29 protein-coding genes are annotated in these 23955 nt (G+C 33.1%); 26 read left to right on the top strand and 3 right to left on the bottom strand.

Features of this window, described 5'->3' with window-relative positions; translation table 11 throughout:
* Positions 1-20: 20 nt before the first annotated feature.
* Positions 21-377: a hypothetical protein gene (locus ACFYKX_RS25425; protein WP_389364846.1), complete on the top strand. Its 357-nt coding sequence runs from the start codon at positions 21-23 to the stop codon at positions 375-377.
* 24 nt (positions 378-401) lie between these two features.
* Here ACFYKX_RS25425 and ACFYKX_RS25420 read toward each other — a convergent pair whose 3' ends face one another.
* On the bottom strand, positions 402-752 hold the full coding sequence (locus tag ACFYKX_RS25420; RefSeq protein WP_389364844.1) for a YolD-like family protein: 351 nt from the start codon (positions 750-752) through the stop codon (positions 402-404).
* Positions 753-938: 186 nt separating this feature from the next.
* On the opposite strand from ACFYKX_RS25420, the gene ACFYKX_RS25415 reads away from it, so the two are divergent.
* Both ACFYKX_RS25415 and ACFYKX_RS25410 read left to right on the top strand, forming a co-directional pair.
* The gene (locus ACFYKX_RS25415; RefSeq protein WP_389364842.1) at positions 939-1382 is read left to right on the top strand and encodes a hypothetical protein; all 444 of its coding nucleotides are present in this window, start codon (positions 939-941) and stop codon (positions 1380-1382) included.
* A gap of 120 nt (positions 1383-1502) precedes the next feature.
* A complete protein-coding gene (locus ACFYKX_RS25410) occupies positions 1503-1811 on the top strand; it encodes a hypothetical protein (RefSeq protein WP_389364840.1) in 309 nt (102 codons plus the stop codon).
* A 51-nt stretch (positions 1812-1862) separates the two neighbouring features.
* Here the strand turns inward: ACFYKX_RS25410 and ACFYKX_RS25405 are convergent, their stop codons facing one another.
* Positions 1863-2420, bottom strand: a complete 558-nt coding sequence (locus ACFYKX_RS25405) for a hypothetical protein (protein WP_389364838.1) — start codon at positions 2418-2420, stop codon at positions 1863-1865.
* A gap of 218 nt (positions 2421-2638) precedes the next feature.
* On the opposite strand from ACFYKX_RS25405, the gene ACFYKX_RS25400 reads away from it, so the two are divergent.
* From ACFYKX_RS25400 to ACFYKX_RS25375, 6 genes are all read left to right on the top strand, one after another.
* A complete protein-coding gene (locus tag ACFYKX_RS25400; protein ID WP_389364837.1) occupies positions 2639-3259 on the top strand; it encodes a recombinase family protein in 621 nt (206 codons plus the stop codon).
* A 402-nt stretch (positions 3260-3661) separates the two neighbouring features.
* Entirely contained in the window at positions 3662-4192 is a 531-nt protein-coding gene (locus ACFYKX_RS25395; RefSeq protein ID WP_389364835.1) for a hypothetical protein, read from the top strand.
* A 303-nt stretch (positions 4193-4495) separates the two neighbouring features.
* Positions 4496-5008, top strand: a complete 513-nt coding sequence (locus ACFYKX_RS25390) for a hypothetical protein (protein ID WP_389364833.1) — start codon at positions 4496-4498, stop codon at positions 5006-5008.
* Positions 5008-5334, top strand: coding sequence for a hypothetical protein (locus ACFYKX_RS25385; RefSeq protein WP_389364831.1), 327 nt, complete (start codon positions 5008-5010; stop codon positions 5332-5334). The genes ACFYKX_RS25390 and ACFYKX_RS25385 overlap by 1 nt, the downstream gene beginning before the upstream one ends.
* A gap of 75 nt (positions 5335-5409) precedes the next feature.
* Positions 5410-6528, top strand: a complete 1119-nt coding sequence (locus tag ACFYKX_RS25380) for a CHC2 zinc finger domain-containing protein (protein WP_389364829.1) — start codon at positions 5410-5412, stop codon at positions 6526-6528.
* A gap of 60 nt (positions 6529-6588) precedes the next feature.
* Positions 6589-6801, top strand: a complete 213-nt coding sequence (locus ACFYKX_RS25375; protein WP_389364827.1) for a hypothetical protein — start codon at positions 6589-6591, stop codon at positions 6799-6801.
* Between the two features lie 46 nt (positions 6802-6847).
* Here the strand turns inward: ACFYKX_RS25375 and ACFYKX_RS25370 are convergent, their stop codons facing one another.
* Positions 6848-7033: a hypothetical protein gene (locus ACFYKX_RS25370; RefSeq protein WP_389364825.1), complete on the bottom strand. Its 186-nt coding sequence runs from the start codon at positions 7031-7033 to the stop codon at positions 6848-6850.
* Positions 7034-7115: 82 nt separating this feature from the next.
* Between ACFYKX_RS25370 and ACFYKX_RS25365 the strand changes: the two genes are divergently transcribed.
* The 17 genes from ACFYKX_RS25365 (at position 7116) to ACFYKX_RS25280 (ending at position 23529) form a co-directional block, all read left to right on the top strand.
* Entirely contained in the window at positions 7116-7364 is a 249-nt protein-coding gene (locus ACFYKX_RS25365) for a hypothetical protein (protein ID WP_389364823.1), read from the top strand.
* A gap of 205 nt (positions 7365-7569) precedes the next feature.
* The gene (locus ACFYKX_RS25355) at positions 7570-7821 is read left to right on the top strand and encodes a hypothetical protein (RefSeq protein WP_389364819.1); all 252 of its coding nucleotides are present in this window, start codon (positions 7570-7572) and stop codon (positions 7819-7821) included.
* Between the two features lie 80 nt (positions 7822-7901).
* Positions 7902-10559 carry a DNA topoisomerase gene (locus ACFYKX_RS25350; RefSeq protein WP_389364817.1) on the top strand — a complete coding sequence of 886 codons (2658 nt, stop codon included), beginning with the start codon at positions 7902-7904 and terminating at the stop codon, positions 10557-10559.
* 460 nt (positions 10560-11019) lie between these two features.
* Entirely contained in the window at positions 11020-12336 is a 1317-nt protein-coding gene (locus ACFYKX_RS25345; protein ID WP_389364816.1) for a primase C-terminal domain-containing protein, read from the top strand.
* A 163-nt stretch (positions 12337-12499) separates the two neighbouring features.
* Positions 12500-12739 (top strand): hypothetical protein, encoded by a 240-nt coding sequence (locus ACFYKX_RS25340; protein ID WP_389364815.1) that lies wholly within the window; start codon positions 12500-12502, stop codon positions 12737-12739.
* A gap of 14 nt (positions 12740-12753) precedes the next feature.
* Positions 12754-13713, top strand: coding sequence for a conjugal transfer protein TrbL family protein (locus tag ACFYKX_RS25335; RefSeq protein WP_389364814.1), 960 nt, complete (start codon positions 12754-12756; stop codon positions 13711-13713).
* Between the two features lie 16 nt (positions 13714-13729).
* Positions 13730-14098 carry a hypothetical protein gene (locus ACFYKX_RS25330; protein WP_389364813.1) on the top strand — a complete coding sequence of 123 codons (369 nt, stop codon included), beginning with the start codon at positions 13730-13732 and terminating at the stop codon, positions 14096-14098.
* Positions 14022-16370 (top strand): VirB4 family type IV secretion system protein, encoded by a 2349-nt coding sequence (locus ACFYKX_RS25325; RefSeq protein WP_389364812.1) that lies wholly within the window; start codon positions 14022-14024, stop codon positions 16368-16370. The genes ACFYKX_RS25330 and ACFYKX_RS25325 overlap by 77 nt, the downstream gene beginning before the upstream one ends.
* Positions 16371-16379: 9 nt before the next feature.
* The gene (locus tag ACFYKX_RS25320; RefSeq protein ID WP_389364811.1) at positions 16380-17831 is read left to right on the top strand and encodes a lysozyme family protein; all 1452 of its coding nucleotides are present in this window, start codon (positions 16380-16382) and stop codon (positions 17829-17831) included.
* 12 nt (positions 17832-17843) lie between these two features.
* Positions 17844-18380 carry a hypothetical protein gene (locus ACFYKX_RS25315; protein WP_389364810.1) on the top strand — a complete coding sequence of 179 codons (537 nt, stop codon included), beginning with the start codon at positions 17844-17846 and terminating at the stop codon, positions 18378-18380.
* A gap of 107 nt (positions 18381-18487) precedes the next feature.
* On the top strand, positions 18488-19510 hold the full coding sequence (locus ACFYKX_RS25310) for a hypothetical protein (RefSeq protein ID WP_389364809.1): 1023 nt from the start codon (positions 18488-18490) through the stop codon (positions 19508-19510).
* A 203-nt stretch (positions 19511-19713) separates the two neighbouring features.
* The gene (locus ACFYKX_RS25305) at positions 19714-20001 is read left to right on the top strand and encodes a hypothetical protein (RefSeq protein ID WP_389364808.1); all 288 of its coding nucleotides are present in this window, start codon (positions 19714-19716) and stop codon (positions 19999-20001) included.
* Between the two features lie 18 nt (positions 20002-20019).
* Positions 20020-21174 (top strand): ParM/StbA family protein, encoded by a 1155-nt coding sequence (locus ACFYKX_RS25300; RefSeq protein WP_389364807.1) that lies wholly within the window; start codon positions 20020-20022, stop codon positions 21172-21174.
* A complete protein-coding gene (locus tag ACFYKX_RS25295; protein ID WP_389364805.1) occupies positions 21167-21730 on the top strand; it encodes a hypothetical protein in 564 nt (187 codons plus the stop codon). Before ACFYKX_RS25300 ends, ACFYKX_RS25295 begins: the two co-directional genes overlap by 8 nt.
* A 104-nt stretch (positions 21731-21834) precedes the next feature.
* Entirely contained in the window at positions 21835-22614 is a 780-nt protein-coding gene (locus ACFYKX_RS25290) for a hypothetical protein (protein WP_389364803.1), read from the top strand.
* A gap of 53 nt (positions 22615-22667) precedes the next feature.
* Positions 22668-22895 (top strand): antitoxin VbhA family protein, encoded by a 228-nt coding sequence (locus ACFYKX_RS25285; protein WP_389364801.1) that lies wholly within the window; start codon positions 22668-22670, stop codon positions 22893-22895.
* The gene (locus ACFYKX_RS25280; protein WP_389364800.1) at positions 22888-23529 is read left to right on the top strand and encodes a Fic/DOC family protein; all 642 of its coding nucleotides are present in this window, start codon (positions 22888-22890) and stop codon (positions 23527-23529) included. The genes ACFYKX_RS25285 and ACFYKX_RS25280 overlap by 8 nt, the downstream gene beginning before the upstream one ends.
* Positions 23530-23955 lie beyond the last annotated feature (426 nt).

Here is a 23955-nt window from a genome sequence, read left to right as displayed (position 1 = left end):
TTAAAGAAAGGGCGTTGGTTATGTTTTCTTTTTTAAAGAGAAAGAAAGAAGAGAGTTTTGATAAAGTAAGAATGCCTATTAAGCATGAAGAATTAATGGCGTATCTGGGCTTACCTGAAGATGAATTAATTATGCAATCTCCTGTATTGGAAGTTTTTCTGGACGATCAAGACCTGGTTTCCCCGTTGTATGCTGGAAAAACGAAAACGTTCTTCTTTATTGCAAGGGGAGAAAAAATGTATAAACACGTTAAAGAAAAGGGGTTTGCTCCCCATAATGGCCATGCTGCTTATATGCTTCATTACTTCAATAAGCAGGACCTAGACAAGAAAATTCAGTATCTATTGAAAAATGACCATTCTATGCCTAAAGTATAGAAGTAAAGAGGTGTTAGGGATTTCCTAAACCTCTTCTTCGTATACAAGAAAAACATCTACAACTTCTTCAATAGGAATATCAAAGTAATCACTGAATCTATTTACTATACGAATAGTCCGACTTGACTCTTTAAATAAATGAATTTTTCCGATTGCTAAATTATTTCTGTTATTTTCAAAATAGACAACTTTAACTTCAAGCCCATGTTCCATACTTTCACAAATGATTTGATTAATATGTTCTAATTGTTGTTCATCCAGGCTAGGTTTTGTTTGATAATTCTGTTCTACCTCAATTTGCTTTAACATTGACCTAAGTTCAGGGGGAAGTAGAGCTGGCATAAATTTTATAATTCCTCTATCTCTTATAGACACTTTTTTAACCTCTTTCATAAGAACGTTTGTTCTTATTATATACTTATCCTAAACATGCTTAAAGAAACAATTTGAATGTTTACGTGTATACTATATACGATAAAAAGCAACTTAATCACTAAAAGGGTGTTTTTAAGTGCATTTAACCTTTTAAATAACCTTTACTATAGGAAAAGGAGTATGAAAATGTTTGCTAAATTAAATATGTCTATAGTGAATAATTCGAGGGTATCTAAAGCTTCTGATCAGTTTTTGATTGAAATTGATAATTTTAAAAAGATGCAAGAACGCTCTGAACTAGACTTTAAATATTTTCACAACAAACTAATGAAAAAGTCTGAAACTGAGCTAACTTCTATTGCGAACAAGGTACTACATGAAACTCTAGTAACAATTAGAAGAATAGGGGAAACCACCCCATCGCACTTTAACAACCTAATCATATCAACACTAGCAGACTTAACACATAATATACCGGAACCTATTAACGATAAAAATCTACTATGCTGGGACTTAGCTGTATTCCTTTGTTTTAAACAAAACTTAAATAAAAATCCTGCTTTGTATGACAATAAACATCCATTATTTAACCTGCTGTTCTTAGCAAAATTAGATTTAGACCTTGAATAATAAAAATAGTTGAACTTACTTTTTATTTGAAAAAAAGATGTACAGACTAACGTAAGTTTATGTGCACGCCTTGTGAAATTAATTTTGTACAATGTCGTCCAGGAAAGTGAGGAGTTACTAATGAAAGATGAATCTATTGATCCTATAGAGGGCTTTCTTAATTCTGCTGTAATTTACGGAATGCAAATGACCAAACCAGATACTTATAGTGTGTTAAATAAAAGCGAGCAAGCCTTTGTTCATCATCTATTAGGTTTTTTTAGTGAATACAATGATAATCAGATGGCAGATATGCTGAATAATTTGCTCAAGAGTTCTAGAGATATGATTCTAGATAAGTATGCAAGACGTAAACCAATTACAGAACAAGACGTAACTTTTGCAAACAATCTTGAGACTTTATTAACTAAACTTAAAGAGAATACTTGATAAAGTGATAGAAAAGCATGTTTAAATAAAACATGCTTTTTTACTTTCTATTTATATTTTGTAAGGTGTTTTCACAATCCATTGATCGTTTTTATATTTCTCCTTCAAGTCCTCAATACTAACTCGTAAACGAAGATCCGAACAAGCTCTTTTTACTAAAAACCACACTCCATGACGTAAAGGTGCAGCTGACATGTAATGAGAGAATCCTTTTTTTAATATCAACTTTGTGGGTTCGTCTGGGAGAGTGTGATTTTGGGTTCCGTATATTATATTCTCTATTTTCGCTAAATTATCTAAGAAGTAATCTCCAAAGACAGGGGCTGATACTTTTCTGTTTTCTAAACCCAACGAAATAGCTGAGTCATAAATTTTCCCATCCAACTCAACCCAGGAATGATCAAATCGAAGTGAACCTATTTCTACCTCACCTAAACAGAGTGTTGCTTCATATCCTAATTCTTTAAGAATTATATATAGGATAGATGAAGATAAATGACACGCACCAGGATTGTCCTTGTTTTGTCTGAAGACTGTAAAGTACGCATCTATCAATTTGTTATCATCAGTTACCTTAAAAGCATGTTCTCTATACTGAGAAATATCCATGTTATCACCTCAAATTAAATTATAAAGGTTTTTGTAAGAAAGAAACATTTTGATTTTTTTAGTGTACATAAAGGTACTCCTTTAGAGACGTGGAGAATATAAGTGAAAAACCTGTCTATTTATTTGTTTTTTAGACCTTTTTGAACGTCTCTAAAATATTACACCTTTTTGCACGTATAGTGTATAGTAAAGCTACAATAAGATGAAGGAGTGGCTTTATGGCATCCATAAGTTTTGGTTATATTCGTGTATCAACAAAAGAACAAAAACTAGACAGGCAGTATGAAGCACTTTTACCTTATGTGACAGACGAAAAGTTCATATATAGTGACAAAGCTAGTGGAAAAGACATGGAGAGGGAAGGGTTTCAAAACTTACTTAAAGCAATGAGGGAGGGAGATACACTTTATATTAAGTCTATTGATCGTTTAGGACGGAATAAAGAACAGATCAAAGCATATCTTGAGTATCTTAAAAAAGAAGGGATTCGGTTAAAAATCATTGATATGCCTACAACTATGCAAAATAGACCCCCAGAAGAAGATTGGATTCTAGATATGGTCAATAATATTCTTATTGAGGTTTATACTACTTTGGCCCAGCAGGAAAGAGACCTTATTAAACAACGTCAAAAGGAAGGGATTAAGTCCGCAAAGGGAAAGGGAAAACATCTTGGTAGACCGATACTCGAACTTCCTAAACATTGGGAAAGTCTTTATAAACAATGGAAAGAAGGTAGTATTATGTCCATAGAGTTCATGGCTATGGTGGATATGAAGAAGGCGACTTTTTATAAAAAAGTAAAAGAGTATGAAGCAACATTAAAAAATCTTAACTAGGTATTTTGTCCTAGTGCGAATAGTCTTATTTTTAATTCGTGTACCGAATCATTTTAATAATAAAGTCTCTTTATGTAATATCTATTCTGGTTTAGAGTTAATACTATCCGCATAATAGAAACCCCTTTTTTACATATCTTTCAAGCGAATACCAATTATGTGTTTTCTATCTGGATAATAGTGAATATAAGTTTCCTAAAAAAGTAAAACTGATTAAGAAGGACTTTTAAATGCAAAAATTGAAATATTCTGTAAAGATAAGTTCGAGGATGTGGTGAATTATACTTTTTTATTACTTTTTATAATTTTTTCCCTTCTTGATGTAAACATGTACACAAATTTATGGTAAACTAAATAAGATACGTAAGGGGTGTCTGAGATTAAAAGAGAGGTTGTTAAATCATGAAAAAAGAGAGAGACAATATGGAGATAAACGAAACTAAGAGAAGTCATTTTCAACCTAAAGCATATAGAATTGATGTTATGTATGATATTGCATTTGAAGCGTGTGCAAATATATATGGAAAAGAGAAGACAGAACTTTTATTAACTATAATACAATCTGGAAAACAAGTGGATATAGAGAAGTTAAAAGATCTTCCAGAATACAATAAAAATATTCTTGCTGAAAAGATGTTAGATCACTTAAAAGATAAAAGTATACCTATTCAAGATTTGCGTATGACATTTAATGATCCCAGGATTCAGACTTTAACTAATATAATATCTGAAAAATATAAAACTCTAGAGAATACAAGACCCATAAAACCCTTAAGGATCTTACCTTCCTATCAACAATTTGTGAAAGATTATTCAAAAGAACGTTTAGGGGAAACACTTGAATTGGCTATAGCTTTATTTATTGTTGAAAGTAGCCAATTTGAATATGAATTAATCAGAACTGTTTTTGAGACATTAGTAGAAAAATTATAATAATTAAGTAATGAAAAAAGCTACACCCTTGGTCAGAAGGATGCAGCCTTAATAGAACTAGCTACGAGCATAGCCTAATCAATATTTTATGTCGTTTTCACTTACAAATCAACCTTTTCTCTTTCTCTGTATCAACCCAATAATTTCATAATCATTTTATTCGAAAAGAATGAGGGTGTTTATACACGTAAAGTTTTTTCCTAGATCCCACGCATTCTTTTTTATTATACTTGACATGTATACATGTATACTATATAATTTAGTTAGAGGTTAAGTTAAATTTTTTTTGGAGGTTGTATATCTATGAATATGAAATTGGTTACTCAAAATGAAGTGTTAGGAAATGCAATAAATATAAAATCTTCTATTTTGGATAATCTTGTTAAAATGAAAACGTATATGGATCAACAGTTTGAACAGGATGTAGTTGAATTATTAAAGATATTTTATAACGCAGCACCTTTTGATATTGGTAAAATTAATAAGAAAGCTTCAGCCGTTTTATTTGTATTGGATTTCTTTAATCAAAAAGAGACATTGATCCACCGTGTAATTAAGAGTCTTGAACTAGGGTATGTTCACCATGTTCAACATATCACTACAGGGGAAATGGCTCTAGAATTAGGAATATCTCCGCAAGCTATCCATGCTCATATTTATGATATTAATGACCCAGTAGATGTTGAAAAGGTCAAGAATAGCACTAAGAAAAAGTATATACCTGTAAAAAAATATCCTAAGCTTATATTAGCTGAAAAACAAGACTTTGATGTGTTCAAGGAGTGGTTCTTAGATAAGAAGAAAGGAAGTGAATAATGATGTGGAAAGTTGGGAAAGTTCTAATCTTTGCCTATTTAGGCTTCACACTTTTACCCTATTTTTTTATCTTTTTAATGTATCTGTTCATGAAAAAAATGGCCAAACCAGGTAGTGAGATAGAGGCAAAAGTACATGAGTTGGAAAACGAGTTGATCTCTTTAGGGATTAATCTCCTTCATATGGTAGATCCAAATTTTATCTTAATGAATATCTCTGGATTACTATTGTTTGTTTGTATTGTGTATTTTTTGAGAAAGTACAAATTTATGATTCCGAGAAATAGCGTAAAAAATAAAAAAGCCGACACTAGGCCGACTTTGTAGAGGTTAAGAAAATCTCTTAGAGATCTCTTGCTTTTATTATAGATTATACTCAACAGAGTGTAAAGTGAGGTTACTATGGCGAATTATTACCCACCTAAGTTAATTGATGAATTAATGCAAAAAATACCGTTTGAAACTGTATTAACTTTCTATGGATTTCCAGTAAAAGGCTTTGGTAAAAGCAGAGGATCTAACTGCCCTAAATGCGGAAAAGATCAAGAACATTTTAAAATTAATACTCACAGAAATGTAGCAAGATGTTTTGTGTGTGACTGGTCAGGTAATCCGATCCAATTTATTCAATTGCTTGATAATGTACCATTCTTAGAAGCTGTTAGTAAATTTGCACAAATAGGTAAAGTAGAGCTTCCACAAGGGCAATCTAAGGAAATATCACGCAAAGAAAAGATGCTTTATCATGCAGCGAAATATTATTCTCAGTTCGAATCTAACTATCTAGTTAATCGTGGTATTTCTGAAAGTGTAATTAAAGAAAATATGATAGGTTTTGCAAAAGGTGGAAAAGGATTAAAACACCATTTAAACGACCTTTCTTTTAGTGATGAAGAACTCCTTGAAGTCGGTCTTATTCGAAAGCGTAAAAACAATAACTTAATGGATTATTTTTTTGATTGTGTTATCATTCCTATTTTTCATAATGGGCGTGTAATAGATCTGTATGGTAGATATGTAAAAGATGGCAAGCTTAAGCATTTGTATTTATTTGGAGATTTCTTTATTTACAATTTGGATAATTGCAAACCTAGCTCACCACTTTTAATTGTAGAATCAAAGATTAACGCTCTTACAATATTGACCCATAATAATAAAAACGTTGTTGCTATCGGTGGAACTGAAAAATTTTCTCTTCGACATGCAAGAGTTTTAAAATCTAAGGGCTATAAGAAGATTTATATTGGGTACGATACAGGCGACTTATCGGAAGGTGGACAAAAAGGAGCAATTCATACTGGATATTTATTAGAAGAAGTAGGGATTGAGGCGTATATATTACAAATGCCTACATCTACTGATATAAATGATTTGTACTGTCATCATGATAATTCTCATGAAGAAATGAAGAAAATTGTTCGTGAAGCTAAACCCTTTAAAGAGTACGAGGCGTGTTTTATTTTGGATTCAATGAGCATTTCCTGGATTCAAAATTATGTATACGAAAGACTCTCTCGGTAGTCTTATTGCTAGTATAGAAACTAAGGCAAATAAACCATAACTTTATATTGAGGTGTAAATATGAGTGTTTTCAACGTTAGGTATGAGTCTTTGGAAGGAAGAATACTCCTTGAATTTGATACAAACGATGTTACAGGTATATTAGCAGCATCTAACGAAGTTCTTGAATTTCAAGATTCAGGTACGTGGAAATATGTAAAACATCTTTTATCGTTTTACTATGAACGGGGAATCTTAAAACAGCGTTTAACAATTTATTTAATACCGTCTTAACGATAATAGTTCTACAATTAGAAAAGAAGAAGCTTAATACTCCTTCTTATAAAAATTCTTTCTTGATACTTATTAATTCTAAGACTTTTTTAAATAATTCTTCATCCTCTGATTGGAGTTTGAAAATTTCATTAGGATTACCTAATATGTAAAAAGCCAAGGCTCTTAATTCGATATCCTCAATAGTATTCAAATCTACCAAAGGAGTAACTGTAATTTTACTTCCAGCCAATTATAGTCACCTCTTTTTGATTTAAATTATAACAAAACACAGCATTTTGAGAAGATTGTAAGAAGGAGAATGGAAAAAGAAAATGAAAGCAATGTTATTTGAATTTCTTATAACCGATTTTGATGAAGTTTACGTAGTTATTGATGATGAAAAACAACGATTACATATATCCCCTGTTAATTACAGTTTTAACATTACATTAGATTTAACTAAGGATTTATACGAACAAATTGAAAAAAATACACGTTTTGGAGAAGTTGGTTTTCATAAAAAGGTGCGCCAGGTTGTAGAGACGATTATTAAGGAACTGAAAGGAACTAATGTCATATAAGACACATTTATGCAATAACACCAATAGTCTGAAAGGAACTTTGAATTTATGAAAAATTATGTTGTTAGAAAAGGTGATTCTCTATATAGCATATCGAAAAGATACTACAATATAGGATTTCTGTGGAGGTTTTTGGTACTGATTAATTTAAAATGGAAAAATCCTCACGAATTAAATGAGGGGGAAGAATTAAGAGTGCCATTTATTGGATTATTTCGTAATTGACGTATTAAACGACGTAGAGAAGGGAATGGGTGAATTGAACAAAATTCAAGCTACTATGGCTATCGGTTCTGTTCTATATGATCTAAGGGAATTAGAAATTAAATTAAAAAATCAATTTGAAGAGGAAAAAAAGTATTTTGAAAGTGGAGCAACTGAAAATAAGGAAAGGACAACATATTTTCAAGAACAATGGATAAAGGTTAGAAAGGCGATTTACGAATTGGAAAATTAAGTCGCATTTTTGATTGATATGACGCGTTCAAACTATAATCACTTCGTAAGAGGTGTTTTTTTTACAGGAGGTAAACAATATTGGGGAAAATCCTTTTTATTTCCGAAAAGCCAAAAGTTACTAGAGAGTTGTTAAAATCGCCTAGATTCAAAAATAGCAAAAAGAATGAAGGTAATGAACCCTTTATAGGATATTACGAGAATGAGAAATATGTTCATACATGGGCTGTAGGACATTTGTTAGAGCTCTTTAATCCTGAAGACCATGATCCAGATAGAAAAGACTTTTCTTTTGACGTTCTACCAAATATATTTCCATTGCGCTATAAGCCTAAGCATGAATTACAAGCACAACTTGATACCATTGTTCGCCTGTTGAACCGTAGTGATATAGAAGTGGTGGTTAACGCTTGTGACATTGATAAAGAAGGTGAAATAATATTCCGAGAAATTTATGAGTATTCTGGGTGTACCAAACCAATCCTTAGACTGTTGCTATCTAACTATGAGTCTAGTGAAGTTGAAGCATCACTGAATAAGTTGGAAAAAGGAGAAGATTTTGACACGTTAGCAGCTGCGGGCAAATTAAGACAATACCTGGATCACTTACTAGGAGATACAATTACTCGTGCATCTACTGTTAAACTAGCAAATAAACAGTTTTTATTGTCTGGTGGAAGGATTCAACTATGTTTACTGAACGAGATTCGAAGAAGAGAATTATCAGTAGAACAATATAGACCTCAAACGCTATATACATTGATGGTAGATACAGGCTTCTTGACTAGTTATAAGACAGAAGGCCAGGTTTTAGATCCTCGCCCATTAAAATCCTTAATGGAAAGGTTAAAGGACTCTTCTTTAACTGTTACGTCCTTCGGTAATAAAGAATCCAAAAAACACGCACCGAATTTATATAATTTAACAGACCTTTATCAAGATTGTATCAAAAAGCTAAATGTTCCTTCTCCAAAAGCGAAAAAAGCCATTCAAACGCTGTATGAAGAAGGATATATCTCTTACCCAAGAACAGATTCCAGACACTTGCCTTCTTCAATGGTAGAGTCTGTTCAAACTGTTATACAAGCATTAAAGGAAACATCCACTTTTTCTAATATAGCCAATGCCCTTGAAATGCAAAACGTAACCAAGAATCACCGTTCCTTTAATGATGAATTGGTTACAGCGCACTATGCAATTATTCCTACTAAAAAACCTTTACCACAAGACAAACCCGATATTGAAGTAGCTATATATAATTTAATTGTAGAACGCTTTATTGCAAATTGGATGAAACCGGCTATTTATTCCGTCAGAGAAGTAGTCTTGGTTGATGCTGAAGAAAATGAATTTATCAGTAAGGAAAACGTATTAAAAGAAAAAGGATTCTTATCTGTCTTATCTAACGAAGAAATAGAGGAAGGTAAAAAAGATTCTTTCTCCATTCCTGAACTACATGAAGGACAGATTCTGCCTATCAATAGGATCTTTCTAAAAGAAGGAGAAACTACAAAGCCATCTTACCATACAGAGGGTAGTATTCTTAAATTCATGGAATCTGCTGGAAGAAATCTAATTGAGGACCAGGAATTAAAGGAGTTAATGAAGGGAAAACGTATAGGAACCCCTGCAACTGTAGAAACTTTTATTCCTAAGCTTCTTCAAAGAGGTTACATTATCCTTGAAAAAAGAAATATAAAAACTACGTCATTGGGTGCAACATTTATAGACTCTTTCCCTGTAAACGAAATTAAAGATCCTTCCTTTACAGCTGAAATGGAATATAACATACAGCAAATTCAAAATGGCCAAAAAACCTTTGAAGAAATGACCGAATTAACAAATCGCTTTGCATGTTCAATAGTTGAGCAAATGAGAGCTATTCCAGAAACAACGATGAATCAAATCATTGTGTCTCGTAATAAGGACCTTCATATAGCTACATGTACTTGTGGAGGCACGATCATTGATAAGAAGGCTTTTTATGGTTGTGACCAATTTCCAACCTGTAATGTTACCTTTCCTAAGTCTATCAAGGGAAAACATATACCAGGAAAGCAAATTCAGAGATTACTAAAAGAAGGCAGTACGGAACTGATTAAGGATTTTAAAACAGAGGAAGGAAAAACCTTTGATGCATTTATTGTCTATCACGAAGGGAAACTCCAATTTAGGTTTTTAACATTAGAGGAACAAGCAATAGGTCAATGTCCTAAGTGTAAAGAAGGGTATGTGATAAAGAACAAGCTATCTTTTTATGGGTGTTCTCGGTACAAAGATGGTTGTGAGTTTACGTTACCTGTAAAGATAAAAGGGAAGTCTTTACCTACATCACAGATAAAGAAGCTTTTATCTCAAAAACAAACGGATTTTATATCTGGTTTTGAAGGGGAAAAGGGAGAGTTTACAGCTGCAATTATTCTGAAAGAAGACTATTCATTGGCTTTTCAATTTCCGTCTAAGGAAGATCGTTATATTGGAAAATGTCCGATCTGCAAAGCAAATGTCTTAATCGGAAAATCCTATTATCTGTGTGAGAATTATAAGAAGACATGTGACTTTTTACTAAATCCTATTTTTTGTGAAAAGAAGATCCCTGTTCAACAAATTAAGAAATTACTCGATAAAAATGTAACTGATAAGTTAGATGGTTTTATGTCACAAAAGACAGGTAAAACGTTTCCTGCAAAGCTAACCTATAATAGTAAGGAAAAACGCCTATCTTTTATATTTAAATAGAATTAAATAGAATAATATGATAGTCTTTACTACAACGACATTTTTTTCAAATCTTCATTGCAATTCGACAAAAAATAGAGTATCCTTGTATACAGGTAAAATATTACTAGGAATAAAATAGCAGAAATATAGAAAAGTGTTTTTCACAAACAACAATTTAATATAATTGATTCTTTTAATCATAAAAAAAGAATTATCCGGTGCTTGCAACACCGGATAATTCGAGAGTAGCGACAAAGCCTGGACAGCACCTCGCTACAAGATAACAAAAATTAAATTACTATGTATATAATACAATCTTTTTTAAGATGTGTAAAGGGTTTTTTCTCATTATATACGATAATCTTTTCGTTTTTATTTGTTATCTTGTGTCTTTAATAGCTGTTTCTATGCTAGGTGTTGTTCGTTACTCAAATAACGAGCAACGCCTTTTTTGTTGCTCTAAAAAGGAGGAACATGCATGGAAGCTTATAGAGATTTATTTCAAGAACAACTATCTGATAAGCCTAAAAAAATGCTTCAAAAAACTCATGAAGGTTATGACTCAGAACGTGGATGGGTATTCGTCACGAATGACTTCATTACTCAAAAAGCTGTTCGTACTTATCAAACGCTATTTTCCGTTAAAGATAAATTTACATATTTTACGCCAAACACATTTTACCGAAATGATAAGCGAAATTCAGGCACATTACGATGGCTAAATGCTGTAGTCATTGATATAGATATGAAGAATGGGACATATGAACGTATCTATCTTCCTGACCTTCTGGAAAGGATTGAAGATGCAGGTCTACCTATGCCTTCTTTAGTTGTGAAGACACCTTCAGGGGGGTATCATGTTTATTTTTATTTTAATACGCCTAAACGCGCCCTACCTAAAGTGGTAAACCTATTTGAAAGAATTCAGCAAGAAATAGCTAAAGAAATTGGTGGAGATCCGCAAGCTATTGGAGCTGAACGCTGGTTTCGTATTCCAAATGAAGCCAACATCGTATACCGTACTGATACTCGAACTTCTTTTAGTGATTTATCTGACTGGCTTTACATTCAAACAGAATATGAAGTTGAAGAACGCAAACGACTTTCTGTACAATCAAACTCTTTACTTTTCCATCCGGCAATTATTCAACTTGAGAAAGGTGTTAGCAAAGGTCAAAGAGATCAAACTTGTTATACTCTTGCACTTGCCTATAAAGCTAGTGGATTAACTCAAGGTGAAGCCGAACAACGCTTACATATGGCTAATGCTAATAATGAACCACCTTTACCTCAAATAGATATTAAGCGCAAAATCCGAAGTGCTTTTAAACTTAGATCTCCTAATGGGCCAAGTGCATACTGGATTAGACAATTATCTGGAATGCCTTTTACCTATCGTCCATTTGTGGGAGCAAAACCGAGAAGTGAACGGAAATACAGCCATTTAGAAGAATGGAAGAGTGATATTCTATCTTTCCTTAAAAAGTCAAAAGGGGAAATTACTGGTTCCCAGAGAGAACTAGCTAAATCATTAAACATTCCTTACTCTTCATTTAAAGAGGTTATCCAACTATTAGAAAGTGAACACCTTATTTCAAAAGAAGTAGTAGGCAAGGGAAGAGCTGCGAAAACAACAATCAAACTAACTAATATCGTACCTTTACGTCCGAGAAAGCCCCTTAACTTAAATGGGCCAAATCCGTATACATTTAGGGATACGGTGGTGGGTGGGCTAGCAGGGTTTTCCTCTTCTATGCTTTTATCAGAGATTTCCACTTCTCTTGATACAAGTTAATAGTTTTAAAGAGTTTGACTATCAGGGGATCATTTAGTGTTTCTTTCTATCTAGGATTTTTTGTATTTTTTTATATTTATTGTCGAATATGGAATATTATTCTTGATTTGTTTACATGTATACACTATACTATTAATAGATTACGAGAGAGGGGGGATTTTAGATGCCTACTTTTATTACAGGACTGGATAGTGTATTAGACCAACTTTCTACATGGATGCTTTATTTGGTTCCAGGTCTAATTATTTTAACGTTTGTTATTGGTGGATTAATGTTAACAAAAACAGATGATGCAATGGATGTAAAGAAAATAAAAGATAAGATGAAGTTATCTATAGTTGGTGCTGCAATAGCTGGAAGTGCTACGTGGATTGGTAACTGGCTTTGGGGAATTTTTTATTAATTGAAGGTGAACTTATGGTCTTTATTAGAAAAAGAGGTAAGATGATTCTTACTCTTCTAGGATTCATTTTTTTAATTAATTTATTGTTTTTTTCACCTTCTACATATGCAGCTGGTTGGTTGGATTCTATATTAGATCCTGTAGCTAATTTTAAAAAGGGTTTAAGGGAGTGGTTTAGTGAACTGACCACTTCCTTTGCTACTGCTGCATTTGAATATATGGGAGAATTTATAATAGCTCAGACTAATCTATCTAAGGTTCCTAATTTGAATACGTTTGTTAATTGGGCACAATGGGCTGGTGGTTCTTTAGCTATATTCTTCTTCATTAAGCGTGTGGTGGAAGGGATTAAGGACAATATTACAGGGGAAAATGAACCTAACTTTGCTGAAATGATAGGCTCTTTAGCTATATCAATGGCGTTAATATTTGCTACACCTAAAATTGTATATATGTTTATTAGTATTAATAATCAGGTTGTTAAATCTATTACTGATTTGGGGATTAATGTTAATTTAGGTGGGAATGAGATTTTAGATAAATATACAGCTAATGGAGATCTGGCATTAGTACAATTGCACTTGTTATTTATGACATTAGTATGGGCAATATCGTTTTTAGTATTTGCTATTGTGGGGGCATTACGCTATATAGAGCTTGCTATTGTTCTGATAATGGGACCGATAGTTTCAACGACATATGTGAATCGTTCAGGTGTGCTTCAAACGTACTGGACGGAGGTGGTAGCTATTGTATTTACTCAAGTAGCTCATGTTCTTTTAGCTTACTGGATTGTGCAATGGAGTAGTGCTGGTACGACATGGGGATTAGTTAGTTCTATTGCTTCAGCATTCATTTCACTAAGAGGTCCACAAATATTAAGGCAATTTATTTATAGCTCTGGTGCTGGTGGTGCTGTTTCAGGTGCGTCTCGTTTTGCAGTATATAAAGCTATGATGCCACGTATGCGTTAGAAAAGGAGGAAAATTCATGAAATATAGAGTTCCTCGTAATGTTAAATCAACTATGTCTTTTATGGGATTAGAACTTAAGGGTTGGCTTTTATATTTGCCAACTGTGAGTATATTAGTAGCCTTTTTTCTATTGATAATACCTAAGACTGAAGTGAAATTATTAGGTAGTATTTTTTCAGCTGCAATTGGCCATGTGATGTTTCAAACCGATGAAAAAACGGGTGTATTAAATATTTCTCTTTTCTTAGAAAGAATTAAATGGATCTATTTTAGCGAGAAAATTATTTACCCGACATGGAGTGAGGAAAGTGAAAGGACTTCTGGACTTAAAATTACCGTTCAAAAAGAAAGAACAAGAGATACCGAAACAAGAGATTCCTATTAAGGATATAACGGACATAATTGAGACTAAAGACGGTAAGTATAAAATAATTTTAAAAGTTACAGACCCGATCAATTCGGAATTATTGTCTGATGAAGATATTCAAACAGCTATCCAAGCAATTCAAGATTGTTGTAACGCCTTAGATCATAAAGCACAGATATTAGTATCTTCAGAAAGAATCGATGTTACTAAGTATCTTATGTATTTAAAAGACAAGGCTTCTTCAGCTAAAGATAGTTACACGTTAGATCGTATTGAAGAGAAGATGAAATTTTTAGAAATGCGGTCTAGTACATCTAGAACAGTACATAATTTTTATTTTGTTGTTGAAAGTAAATTTAAGAAATTAAATGATGCTTACGATGAATTAACTGATTTAGGGCAAATGTTTGTTGAGTATTTAGAGTTTGGAGAAATGGGAACAAGACAATTATCTCCTGATGAAATTAAAAAGGTGTTATATGAAAAACTTAACCCTCAAACTTCTTTAACCCAGCCGTACTCAAAAGATATTAATATACAAAGTATTTCTCCGAATGTAATTAAAGACCAAGGTTCTTACTTAATTATGGATGATTGGTATTACAGTTTTTATTCTTTTAGCTATTTCCCTGATGAAGTTCAACCAACTTGGTTGAAAAGGGTTTTAAATACAAGGGCGAACTTAGATTTTTCATTAACAATTTTACCAACAGACAAAACCGAAATTATGAAGTCTACATCTAGAAAAATTACTGCCTTAGAGGAAAAGTTATCCGGCAAAATCCCTCCAATGTTTAAGAAAAAGTATGAAAAAGAATTATCTTCATTAGAAGAACTTTTGGAGGAATTGCAAAATGATAGTGAAAATCTATTTGAATCCATCTTTTTAATAGCTCTTAGAGAATCCTCAAAAGAAGAGTTAGAATCAGCCGAAAAACGATTAGAAACAGCTATAAGCTCTTCTAAACTTCGTTCTAAGAAAATCGTTTTTAAGGGTACTCAATTGATGTGGTATACATTACCTATTTGTTATTCTAATTATGAATTTGAAAGACAGATTTCTTGGCCGATGCAGTCATCTACATTAGCTTCTATACTACCTTTTGATTCTTCTGAATTACAAAATAATGCAGGAATATTAAAAGGATTTCACGCTAAAAAAGATTCTCCTATCATTTATGACCGATACGATAATAATGTGTTTAATAACCCAAATGAAGTTGTATTTGGGGAGTCTGGATCAGGTAAGAGTTTTTATTTGAAACTTGACATGTTACGCGAAAGTACTTCTGGTAAAGCTATGCGTATCTTCGCAATAGACCCTGAAAGAGAGTATTTCTATCCTAATGCAACCAGGATTGTTTTTAAGCTTGGTAGTGAATTTACAACAAATCCGTTTCATATTCGTTCGACCATTATTGACTCTGACGATGAACATGAAGATGGTAAAAATGACGTAGGAAGTTATTTGCGTTTAAAAATTGGGGAGTTAATGTCCTTTTTCAAGTGGATTATTCCTGACATTACGCCTAGAGAAAAGGCTGATTTGCTAAAAGCCATAGTACAGATTTATAAGGATGTTTCAAATCTTACTTATGAATCTACTGTTTTACCTAAAGAGTTCCCAACTTTATCAGACCTTTACAAGAATTTGCAGACAAACTTTAAAGGAACTATGGATAATGTAATCTCTACTTTAAATCCTTATGTAAGTGCAGAAGATGGGGTATATGCTTCAATGTTCGATGGACAAACAAATTGGGACTTAAATAGTAAAATAAACGTTCTCGATATTCATGAACTTAGTGAAGATATTCAAAAGCCGATGTATGACCTTCTTTTAAAGGAAATTTGGGAAGAGATTAAAATTGACCGTGATGAACCTAAAGGCTTTATTGTAGATGAGGCTCATATTTTAGCAGATGAAGATAATTTACAAACTATGAAATTCTTATTCCAGCTGTATAAACGTATTCGTAAATATGGTGGTTTTGCAACTGTAGCTACCCAAAACGTTGCCGACTATTTAAGTATTGGTAAGTACGGTTCGGCTATTTTAAACAATGCAACGATCAAAACCTTTATGCGAATGTCTGAAAAAGATATAGATGAATTAAAGAAGTTTATGAGTTTTTCAGAGAAAGAATTGAAAATCTTAGGAATGAAAAAATCAAAAGGACGTTGTATTCATATTGCTAGTGGTAAGCGCATTGAAATGCAAACCAAATCATCTTTAGATGAACTTAAAATAATCGATCCAAAACAAGCAGCAAAGTTAGAAGTTATTTAGGAGGGAATTATGGCAAATAATCAAAAAGGTTCAAACGGGCCAAAGATCCCTCTTGCTGTTCTATTTAAAAAGAAGGTAATGCTCTATGTATTACCTTTTTTATTAATCTTTTTACTGCCAATGTGTAGTATGATGTCTGATCCAACTGTTCCACCTTACTCTTCAGATAACATTAATCTTTTCATGGAAGTCTCTACTGAGTCAGGTGTTCCGGTAGTAGACCTGATGGTATATCACTTTATTAAACAAGAAGATGAAGTTAATTCTTCAACGGTACGCAAGATAGCCAATAGATTTACTTATACAAGCTCTTACGAGGCTTGTACAAAGGATAAAAAGGGAAAAGAAAAATGTACAACTGTAACGTATACGAGTATTTATTCATTAATGGAACGATTAGAACTTGATGGACTTGATTCTAATACTATTAATTCAGCTTTAGAGTTACAACAAGTATGGTCTATACGCCTTGGTGGAGGTTCTACAATTGGATTAATTCCAGGTGCATGTGTGGGTGAATTGTCACCTAATGGAAAGGCTAAGGTTAATAATCAAGTAGAAAGTTATCATGAAACCATCACAAAGTATGCTAAACAATTTGGCATGGAGCCATATGTTGAAATTATGAAAGCAATGATGATGCAGGAGTCTAAAGGGCAAGGATTAGATCCTATGCAATCCTCTGAATCGTCTGATTTTAATAAAAAATATCCTACACAACCTGGGGGAATTACGGACCCTGAATACTCTATTTTTGTTGGTGTTCAAACATTTCGTAAGGCTCTTGAAATATCAAACTATGACATTTTAACAGCTATTCAAACTTATAATTTTGGTCCTTACTTTGCTACCTGGGTTAAAGCGAATGGGGGAACTTATACGCTAGAATTAGCAGAGAAATATTCGTCTGAATACTTACTTCCGACTTTTGGAATTACCGGAAACCCTCAACATGCCTTAAAGGTATCTGCCTATTATGATGATCCTGGATGTGAAGGTGGGGGGAACTATTCACCTAGTGTAATAGGAGCTCACGGTTGGGCTTGGCCAACACAATCTACTAGGATTACTGATACATTCATATCTACAGCTGCATTTCGTTTTGGTCAAGTGCATGGGGCAGTTGATATAGGAGCAATCAAACCAGGAGTAAAAGGGGACCCTGTTTGGGCAATGGCTGATGGTGTAGTGTCTTATACTGGATTAATAACCGGTGGGGGAAATAGTGTTTTTGTGGATCATGGAAAGGGTGTTGTATCAAGATATATTCATTTGCATTCGATTACAGCTAAAAACGGGCAAATTGTAAAGAAGGGGCAAATGATAGGAACAATGGGTGGATCAGGAGGGACTAGAACTCATTTAGACCCTAACGCATATGCCGTTCATTTAGACTTTCAAATTAAATTGAACGGAAACCCTGTAGATCCTTTAAGATTCTTTACTAATATACGTCCCTAGATGGAGGGTACTTTGAATAAAAAAACTCTTACACTACTGTTTTCTATATTATGTTTATTATTTATCGGTTTCTCCTTTTTTGAAATAAAGCCCCTGGAAACATCAAGAAAAGAAAAACCAGAAGAAGCTGCACAAATTGAAACTATTTCACCGAATGAGCAAGATGACTTGACAGTTTCTATGTTTATTCAAGAATTATTGGGAAGTGACTATACCTTTCTTTTATACTTATTTGAACCAAGCAAACTTACAAAAGATCTTGATGAACTTTCTAGTACTGATACGACTAGTGAAAATTCTCATGATATATCAGAAGCAGCTATATATAACTATGCCCAAGAAGTAGGTAAAAGTATAAAACAGGGAAAAACTTTTGTCCAAGGGAAGATATCTAATAAGACACAACAGAACAATATTTCTGTATATACTTTATTACTAACCTTTAGTGATGGAAGTCAAAAACAATTAAGATTAGAGGTTCAAGAAGGTGTGATAATTACACCATTGGAAAACATCATGGAACTTTCCTTTACAGGTCAAAATGAGTAAGGTACTAGCCAAGCTAGTGCCTTTTTTTATATTGAGGATCTTCACCTGTTTTGAAGACTATAAATATTGGAAATAATGATTCTAAATACTTTATAGGGTGTGAAAAAATGGATGTAAAGACTTTATTAATTCCTCCTAAGATACCAAAAAGGCTATTGAAATACCATTTCATTCAAACATCTAAAGCTAATCTATCTTCAAATAGGGAGAAGGTTTTGTTAAATGGTGTATTAAAAGAGGGTTCATTAGTATCTTTTATGTTTAATAATAAGCGAATTCGAGGATTGTGTGTAAGGGTTTATGACAAAGGGACTATAAATGTGAAGAATAAGTACTTACGCAAAAATAAACGTAAAGATACGTTGGGTAAAAAAGTCACAAATATATTTTATACGAACGAAGTAATATCACCCTGTACAGTTAAAGAACTGTTTGCTATCAAAAGAATTAAAGAAAACGATAATGAGGTCTTGACTGAATTCTTTCTTGTTGAAAGGAAGGATATCATAGAACACTTTTTATTTAATAACGAGTATTTCGCATTCTACTTAACAAGAATTATTAACGAGTGGTCTTATTCAGAGATAAAGTTGGAAATGGTATTTTCAGAGATGACGACTAATGAAACTTTAACCTTTTCTGCTGGATATAATCCTGAAGAGAACAAAATAATATTATGTTTACCAAGTTTATATCAACATTGTCATGAACAGTATATTTATAATGGCCTATATCCAATAGAAGCCTTATCAATTGTTATAGCCCATGAATTAGGCCATTCTGAAATACAGTATACTGAATCCTTTTTTAAACTTAAAAATAGATTAAAGAGATTAAATAATCAACATTCTAATTTAGTAAAAGAAATCAATCATATTTCTCCTTTATTACCTGGTAAAGAAATATTGAAACTTCAGGAATTACAAAACAAAATCAAGAAATTAAACACTCATTACTTTTTTTTCTTATTAGAATATGAGTTAGAAGCTTTTGAGAAGGGGCGTAAATACATACCGGACTATTATATGACTTACTATGAAATAGATAACTATCGTAACTTTTACTCCTATATAAAAGCACTAAAGCACAATATAGATGGTAGTAATATTCCATTGATATACAATCTCTAAATCTAGAATCTGTTCTAGATTTTCTTTTTGTGAGTACCTTTTCATAATTTTTCATAAACTTTAATAAATGACTTGCAAATACATTAGTATACATGTATACTAAAAATAGTTAAAGATTTCATTTTTTTACTTAAATAGTGTTACATTATGTTTGTTAATGTATTACTATTGAGGAAAGGATTGATCGATGGGAGGAAATTTAAGTGGAAGGTGTTTCTTTAGTCGCCATATCCAAACGTTTAAACACATTTAGTTGGCAACTTCTAGAGATTTTAAACGATCAACCTAAACTTGCAAAAAAAGACCTCTATGAAAAATTAGGTGAAAAATCTCGAAGGAAATTCGAAATTGAATACGCTAAATTGTATGGAGCTTCCCTTATAGAAGAGAAACAAAACGATTCAGATGCTAGAAGTTTCTTTGTCTATTTAACAAACGAAGGGAAATCAATTCTTACAATTAGAGAAAAATTTGAGAATACTATTTCTTAACATTAGGAGGAATTTTTTATGGCTAAAAAAGCTGGTGCAGATGGTGGGAATAACGCTTTAAAATTATGGGCTCAGGGACATAAACCAATGATGATCCCTTCTGTTTATTCGGAGTATCTAGGGGATTCGGTAGACACTTTAGATGCAAATGATATTCCAGTTGATAAGTTAGAAGACCATATAGATATCACGATTACGTCAAAAGCTTTAACTTTCTCAGGTGTACGTTACATAGTCGGGAATAAAGTCTCTGAAGACCGTCTTGAACCACTTGAAATGGAAAAGAAATCCGATAAATCTAAAGATGAAATTCCTGTTATCGTAACACTTGCAGGACTAGCAATAACTGCGATGAAAGAGAATCCAGAATCAGACCGAATTAGTGTTTCTTATGATTTATCTGTAGCTCTTCCAATTGCTTTTATTAATAAAGAGAATGCTACTAAAAATGAGCAACGTTACATGGGCACTCACACAGTAACATTCCACCATCCTTCAGGGCGAAATGTAGAAGTTGAAATTAAGATTGAATTCTGTAAGTGCCTACCTGAAGGTGCAGCAGCCGTATGGGGTGTTGTATTTGATGAAGATGGAAACCAAATTGAACGTTTAATCGAAGATGAAGATGGGGTAAGAAAGAACGTTTCTTTCTTAGATACTACTAATCTTTCTTTTGATATCGGAGCCGGTACTACTGAAATTGTTGTGACAGAAGGTTTAAATTTCAAACCAACTCTAAGTAAAGGCTTAAATTACGGAACAAAAGAAACCATCCTAAAATTCATTGAAACATGGAACAAAGAGTTTCCTCGTAAGGGGATTGATAGTTTAGCAGAATTTAATGAAATTCTTTTCGATTCAGAACATCCTAGACATGCTGATGTATCTGTGAAATTCAAAGCCCACCAACGTCAATTAGCTGTGAAATTAAGTAAAGAAATCATGAATAAGATTGATGATATGAAAGATGATCCGTATGTGTTTATTTATGGTGGAGGGGCTACTGTTGTTAAAGATGAACTACAACAAATCTTGAAACAACGTGGGCGTGACAAAAACCTTTTCTTCTTAAAGGACCCAATGTACGTAAATGCAAAAGGATTACTTGTTTACACTTGCTCACCTCGTTTTGAAGAGTTAAAAGCAATGGCACAAGGTGTTCATAATGGCTAAAAAAGTACGTAAAATCTATAGAGAAGGAGACCGCACTACTTTTTATTTGAAAAAGGGGTTTCCTGAAGAAATGTTGGACTGGATTAATGGCCAGTCCGACATTCAACTATTATTCGAATATGCGTTGGATCATTTATTTCAAGAGGCTGGTCCTGTTGATATAGCTTCCATTTTGCCGAGGACATATGAAATCGGTCAACAAACGAAATCAATCGGTAGTGGAAAGGTCATAGAGACACAAGAAGTAACCAAGAAAGAAACGCTTCCACTGAAAGAGGAACAATCCAATACGGTTAGTCCTGAACCTTCTTTTAGTGATGAACAAAGCAAAACGCTTTCTGAAGTGGCCACAACAATTGAACAAGAAGAACATTCTTCCACTCCTTTAGAAGAAGAACTAGAAGAAACGGTAGAAGAGATAATCACTGAAGAAGAGAATCAACATGAAGAATCTGAGAGCATTCCCCCTAAACAACCAAACGCTGATAATGAAACTAGTAAACCTAAGAAGGGTTGGGGAGGATTATCTAGCTTTGATGATTCCGGTTATATGTAGCTCCTTATCTAAACAGTGATAAGGAGTTCTTTTTGGTTGCTTTGTATACCTGTATACGTTATAATAAGTAAGAGAGCATTTATTTTTTACAAGGGTTGTGATCGGTGATGTTTACTATCAAGAATAAAAGATTTTTGAAAATCATTAGAGAGATTTGTTATTTTATACCTGCGTTAATCTTATTGGGAAGTATCATGTTTTTTTCATCTTTATTTTTAATTTTAAATAGCTTTTCTCCAATAAACGCGCTTATATTTTCTGTGAACCTTTTAGTGTTTTTACTATTAATGGTTCCCTTTGGGAATGTCTTGTTTGTAGAAATCAAAGAAAAATTTTCAGGTGTTTTGAGTGACTTTCTCCCTATCAACAAGCAGGAATATTTAGAACGAAATTTGATTCATTATACGTCATACCTGACTGAAAAGGATTTAGAATTATATAAAACTTCTGGAAGAATTACATTGAAAGCTAATCCAGGAACGAAAGGAAATAAAAATCTTCCGTTTCAAGATAGAAGCAAGAAGTTTGTTTGGTTTCACCTTTCAAAACTGGATCATGGCTATGAACCAAATTTAAAAAGTTTCTTTCAAACACATTACAATGAAACGAATCCGAGGAAATTCAAAGTTGTAGTTGCTATTAAAGATCTTAATGAGCTTCAATTATATAAACACCAAACTGAAGATTATATTCTAATTGAAAACGATATAGAAGTTAAAGCAGAACTCTTTGAGCAGTTCAATTGGTACAATGATAGACTTTATTTATCTTATACGTTCACATCGTTAAAGAACTTGTTTAATCACGTATACTTATGGAAAAATAGCAAGTTAAGAAATTCTATAAAACAAACAATTCTTTCTTTAACGAAGGAAAAACTCTAAATTCAGGTATATTTTAAAAAATCTCGATTATCATTTTAAGGAGGCTGTCCTAAATGGCTACTTTACCTAATAAATTCAATAATAGATCTATCACTAAAAAAAGGGAGAAACGAATGAAATCGGAACAAGTGGAAAAATCGTTACGAAGTGCAAAAGCTTCTCTTGCTGTTGAAGGTTTGCATGTGACAGAAAACGAGGAAGCTTTGGTGAAAGCGCGCTTGAACGGGGAAATTACTGAATCTGAATTTAAACAAAAGGTTATGGACCTTATCAATGAGTAAATATCAACAACATCACTCTAAATATTGTTATCCAGGAACAGAAGTATTAATTAATAAACTCAACATCCAGGATCTATCTAAGTTAGAAAAAGCTGAACGCATTTTCACACTTAAACGCCTCGCAGAACTTCATCATAAGCCCATACCTGGTGATTTTAATTTAAAGCACCTTAAAGAGATCCACAAACATCTTTTCCAAGATATTTATCCCTTTAATGGCCAAATACGGAATGAACAAATTAGTAAAGGGGCAACGACTTTTGCTTCTCCTTTGCATATTGAAAGTTACTCAAAAGAATTATTTAAAGAGCTTAAATCTGAAAAACAGCTAAAACATTTAGATGTAGAACAATTTTCTGAACGGGCTGCTCACTACATGTCGGAAATCAATATATTACATCCTTTTCGGGAAGGAAATGGAAGAACTCAACGAGAATTTATACGAACCTTAGCTATGAAAAACGGTTATGAACTGGATTGGTCTAGAGTTGATACCAAAACATTACTAGATGCCTCTATTAAGTCTGTAAGAGATCCTAAAGACCTTGGTGAAGTCATAAAAGATTCCATTGTGAACCAACAACCCGAAAGAGTAATTATTGAGATCTTTGAAGAACGAACACTAAGTAGGTAATACCCTTAAAATCTATGTTAGGGACACAGCCATTTTGAGCCTGTAAGGCCCTTAATCGTACCGAACAGGTCCCAACAGGCTCATACATGTTCGCTTCCCTCTAAAATCCAAGCGACCAACAGGGCTGTAAGGCTGCACAAAACGCAACCTAACATCCTGTTTGTTCCATTGCATTTCTTTACGAGTGAACGAGTGTAAAAGATGAAAAGATTAATAGAAACATGGATAACCGGCTTAGGCCGGTTTTTTATTTTGTTCCTTTTCCCCTTTTGCCTTCCGCATCGTAGCATGTACGCAAAGTTTCTAACTTTTCAATCGATGGGACCCCGAACCCTTTCGATTGAAAACTAAGAAACGAGCTAGAGGTTCAAGGGGCAAAAAACTTTTTCTTCCAGGTGAAGCATTTGAAAGAAAAACTTTTTCGCT

Origin of the sequence: Cytobacillus spartinae, from assembly GCF_042865285.1 — a bacterium.
GTDB classification, from domain to species: Bacteria; Bacillota; Bacilli; order Bacillales; family Cytobacillaceae; genus Robertmurraya_A; species Robertmurraya_A spartinae.
The sequence above is the reverse complement of the archived record's forward strand: the minus strand, read 5'-3'. Positions and strand labels throughout refer to the sequence as shown.

What these genes read in the sequence shown, in the direction of transcription:
- ACFYKX_RS25345 (WP_389364816.1), top strand. Translation starts at nt 11,020, where the DNA reads ATGGAAGCTTATAGAGATTTATTTCAAGAACAACTATCTGATAAGCCT.
- ACFYKX_RS25335 (WP_389364814.1), top strand. Translation starts at nt 12,754, where the DNA reads ATGGTCTTTATTAGAAAAAGAGGTAAGATGATTCTTACTCTTCTAGGA.
- ACFYKX_RS25380 (WP_389364829.1), top strand. Translation starts at nt 5,410, where the DNA reads ATGGCGAATTATTACCCACCTAAGTTAATTGATGAATTAATGCAAAAA.
- ACFYKX_RS25375 (WP_389364827.1), top strand. Translation starts at nt 6,589, where the DNA reads ATGAGTGTTTTCAACGTTAGGTATGAGTCTTTGGAAGGAAGAATACTC.
- ACFYKX_RS25285 (WP_389364801.1), top strand. Translation starts at nt 22,668, where the DNA reads ATGGCTACTTTACCTAATAAATTCAATAATAGATCTATCACTAAAAAA.
- ACFYKX_RS25365 (WP_389364823.1), top strand. Translation starts at nt 7,116, where the DNA reads ATGAAAGCAATGTTATTTGAATTTCTTATAACCGATTTTGATGAAGTT.
- ACFYKX_RS25280 (WP_389364800.1), top strand. Translation starts at nt 22,888, where the DNA reads ATGAGTAAATATCAACAACATCACTCTAAATATTGTTATCCAGGAACA.
- ACFYKX_RS25415 (WP_389364842.1), top strand. Translation starts at nt 939, where the DNA reads ATGTTTGCTAAATTAAATATGTCTATAGTGAATAATTCGAGGGTATCT.
- ACFYKX_RS25330 (WP_389364813.1), top strand. Translation starts at nt 13,730, where the DNA reads ATGAAATATAGAGTTCCTCGTAATGTTAAATCAACTATGTCTTTTATG.
- ACFYKX_RS25300 (WP_389364807.1), top strand. Translation starts at nt 20,020, where the DNA reads ATGGCTAAAAAAGCTGGTGCAGATGGTGGGAATAACGCTTTAAAATTA.
- ACFYKX_RS25340 (WP_389364815.1), top strand. Translation starts at nt 12,500, where the DNA reads ATGCCTACTTTTATTACAGGACTGGATAGTGTATTAGACCAACTTTCT.
- ACFYKX_RS25320 (WP_389364811.1), top strand. Translation starts at nt 16,380, where the DNA reads ATGGCAAATAATCAAAAAGGTTCAAACGGGCCAAAGATCCCTCTTGCT.
- ACFYKX_RS25390 (WP_389364833.1), top strand. Translation starts at nt 4,496, where the DNA reads ATGAATATGAAATTGGTTACTCAAAATGAAGTGTTAGGAAATGCAATA.
- ACFYKX_RS25385 (WP_389364831.1), top strand. Translation starts at nt 5,008, where the DNA reads ATGATGTGGAAAGTTGGGAAAGTTCTAATCTTTGCCTATTTAGGCTTC.
- ACFYKX_RS25400 (WP_389364837.1), top strand. Translation starts at nt 2,639, where the DNA reads ATGGCATCCATAAGTTTTGGTTATATTCGTGTATCAACAAAAGAACAA.
- ACFYKX_RS25405 (WP_389364838.1), bottom strand. Translation starts at nt 2,420, where the DNA reads ATGGATATTTCTCAGTATAGAGAACATGCTTTTAAGGTAACTGATGAT.
- ACFYKX_RS25410 (WP_389364840.1), top strand. Translation starts at nt 1,503, where the DNA reads ATGAAAGATGAATCTATTGATCCTATAGAGGGCTTTCTTAATTCTGCT.
- ACFYKX_RS25295 (WP_389364805.1), top strand. Translation starts at nt 21,167, where the DNA reads ATGGCTAAAAAAGTACGTAAAATCTATAGAGAAGGAGACCGCACTACT.
- ACFYKX_RS25310 (WP_389364809.1), top strand. Translation starts at nt 18,488, where the DNA reads ATGGATGTAAAGACTTTATTAATTCCTCCTAAGATACCAAAAAGGCTA.
- ACFYKX_RS25425 (WP_389364846.1), top strand. Translation starts at nt 21, where the DNA reads ATGTTTTCTTTTTTAAAGAGAAAGAAAGAAGAGAGTTTTGATAAAGTA.
- ACFYKX_RS25395 (WP_389364835.1), top strand. Translation starts at nt 3,662, where the DNA reads ATGAAAAAAGAGAGAGACAATATGGAGATAAACGAAACTAAGAGAAGT.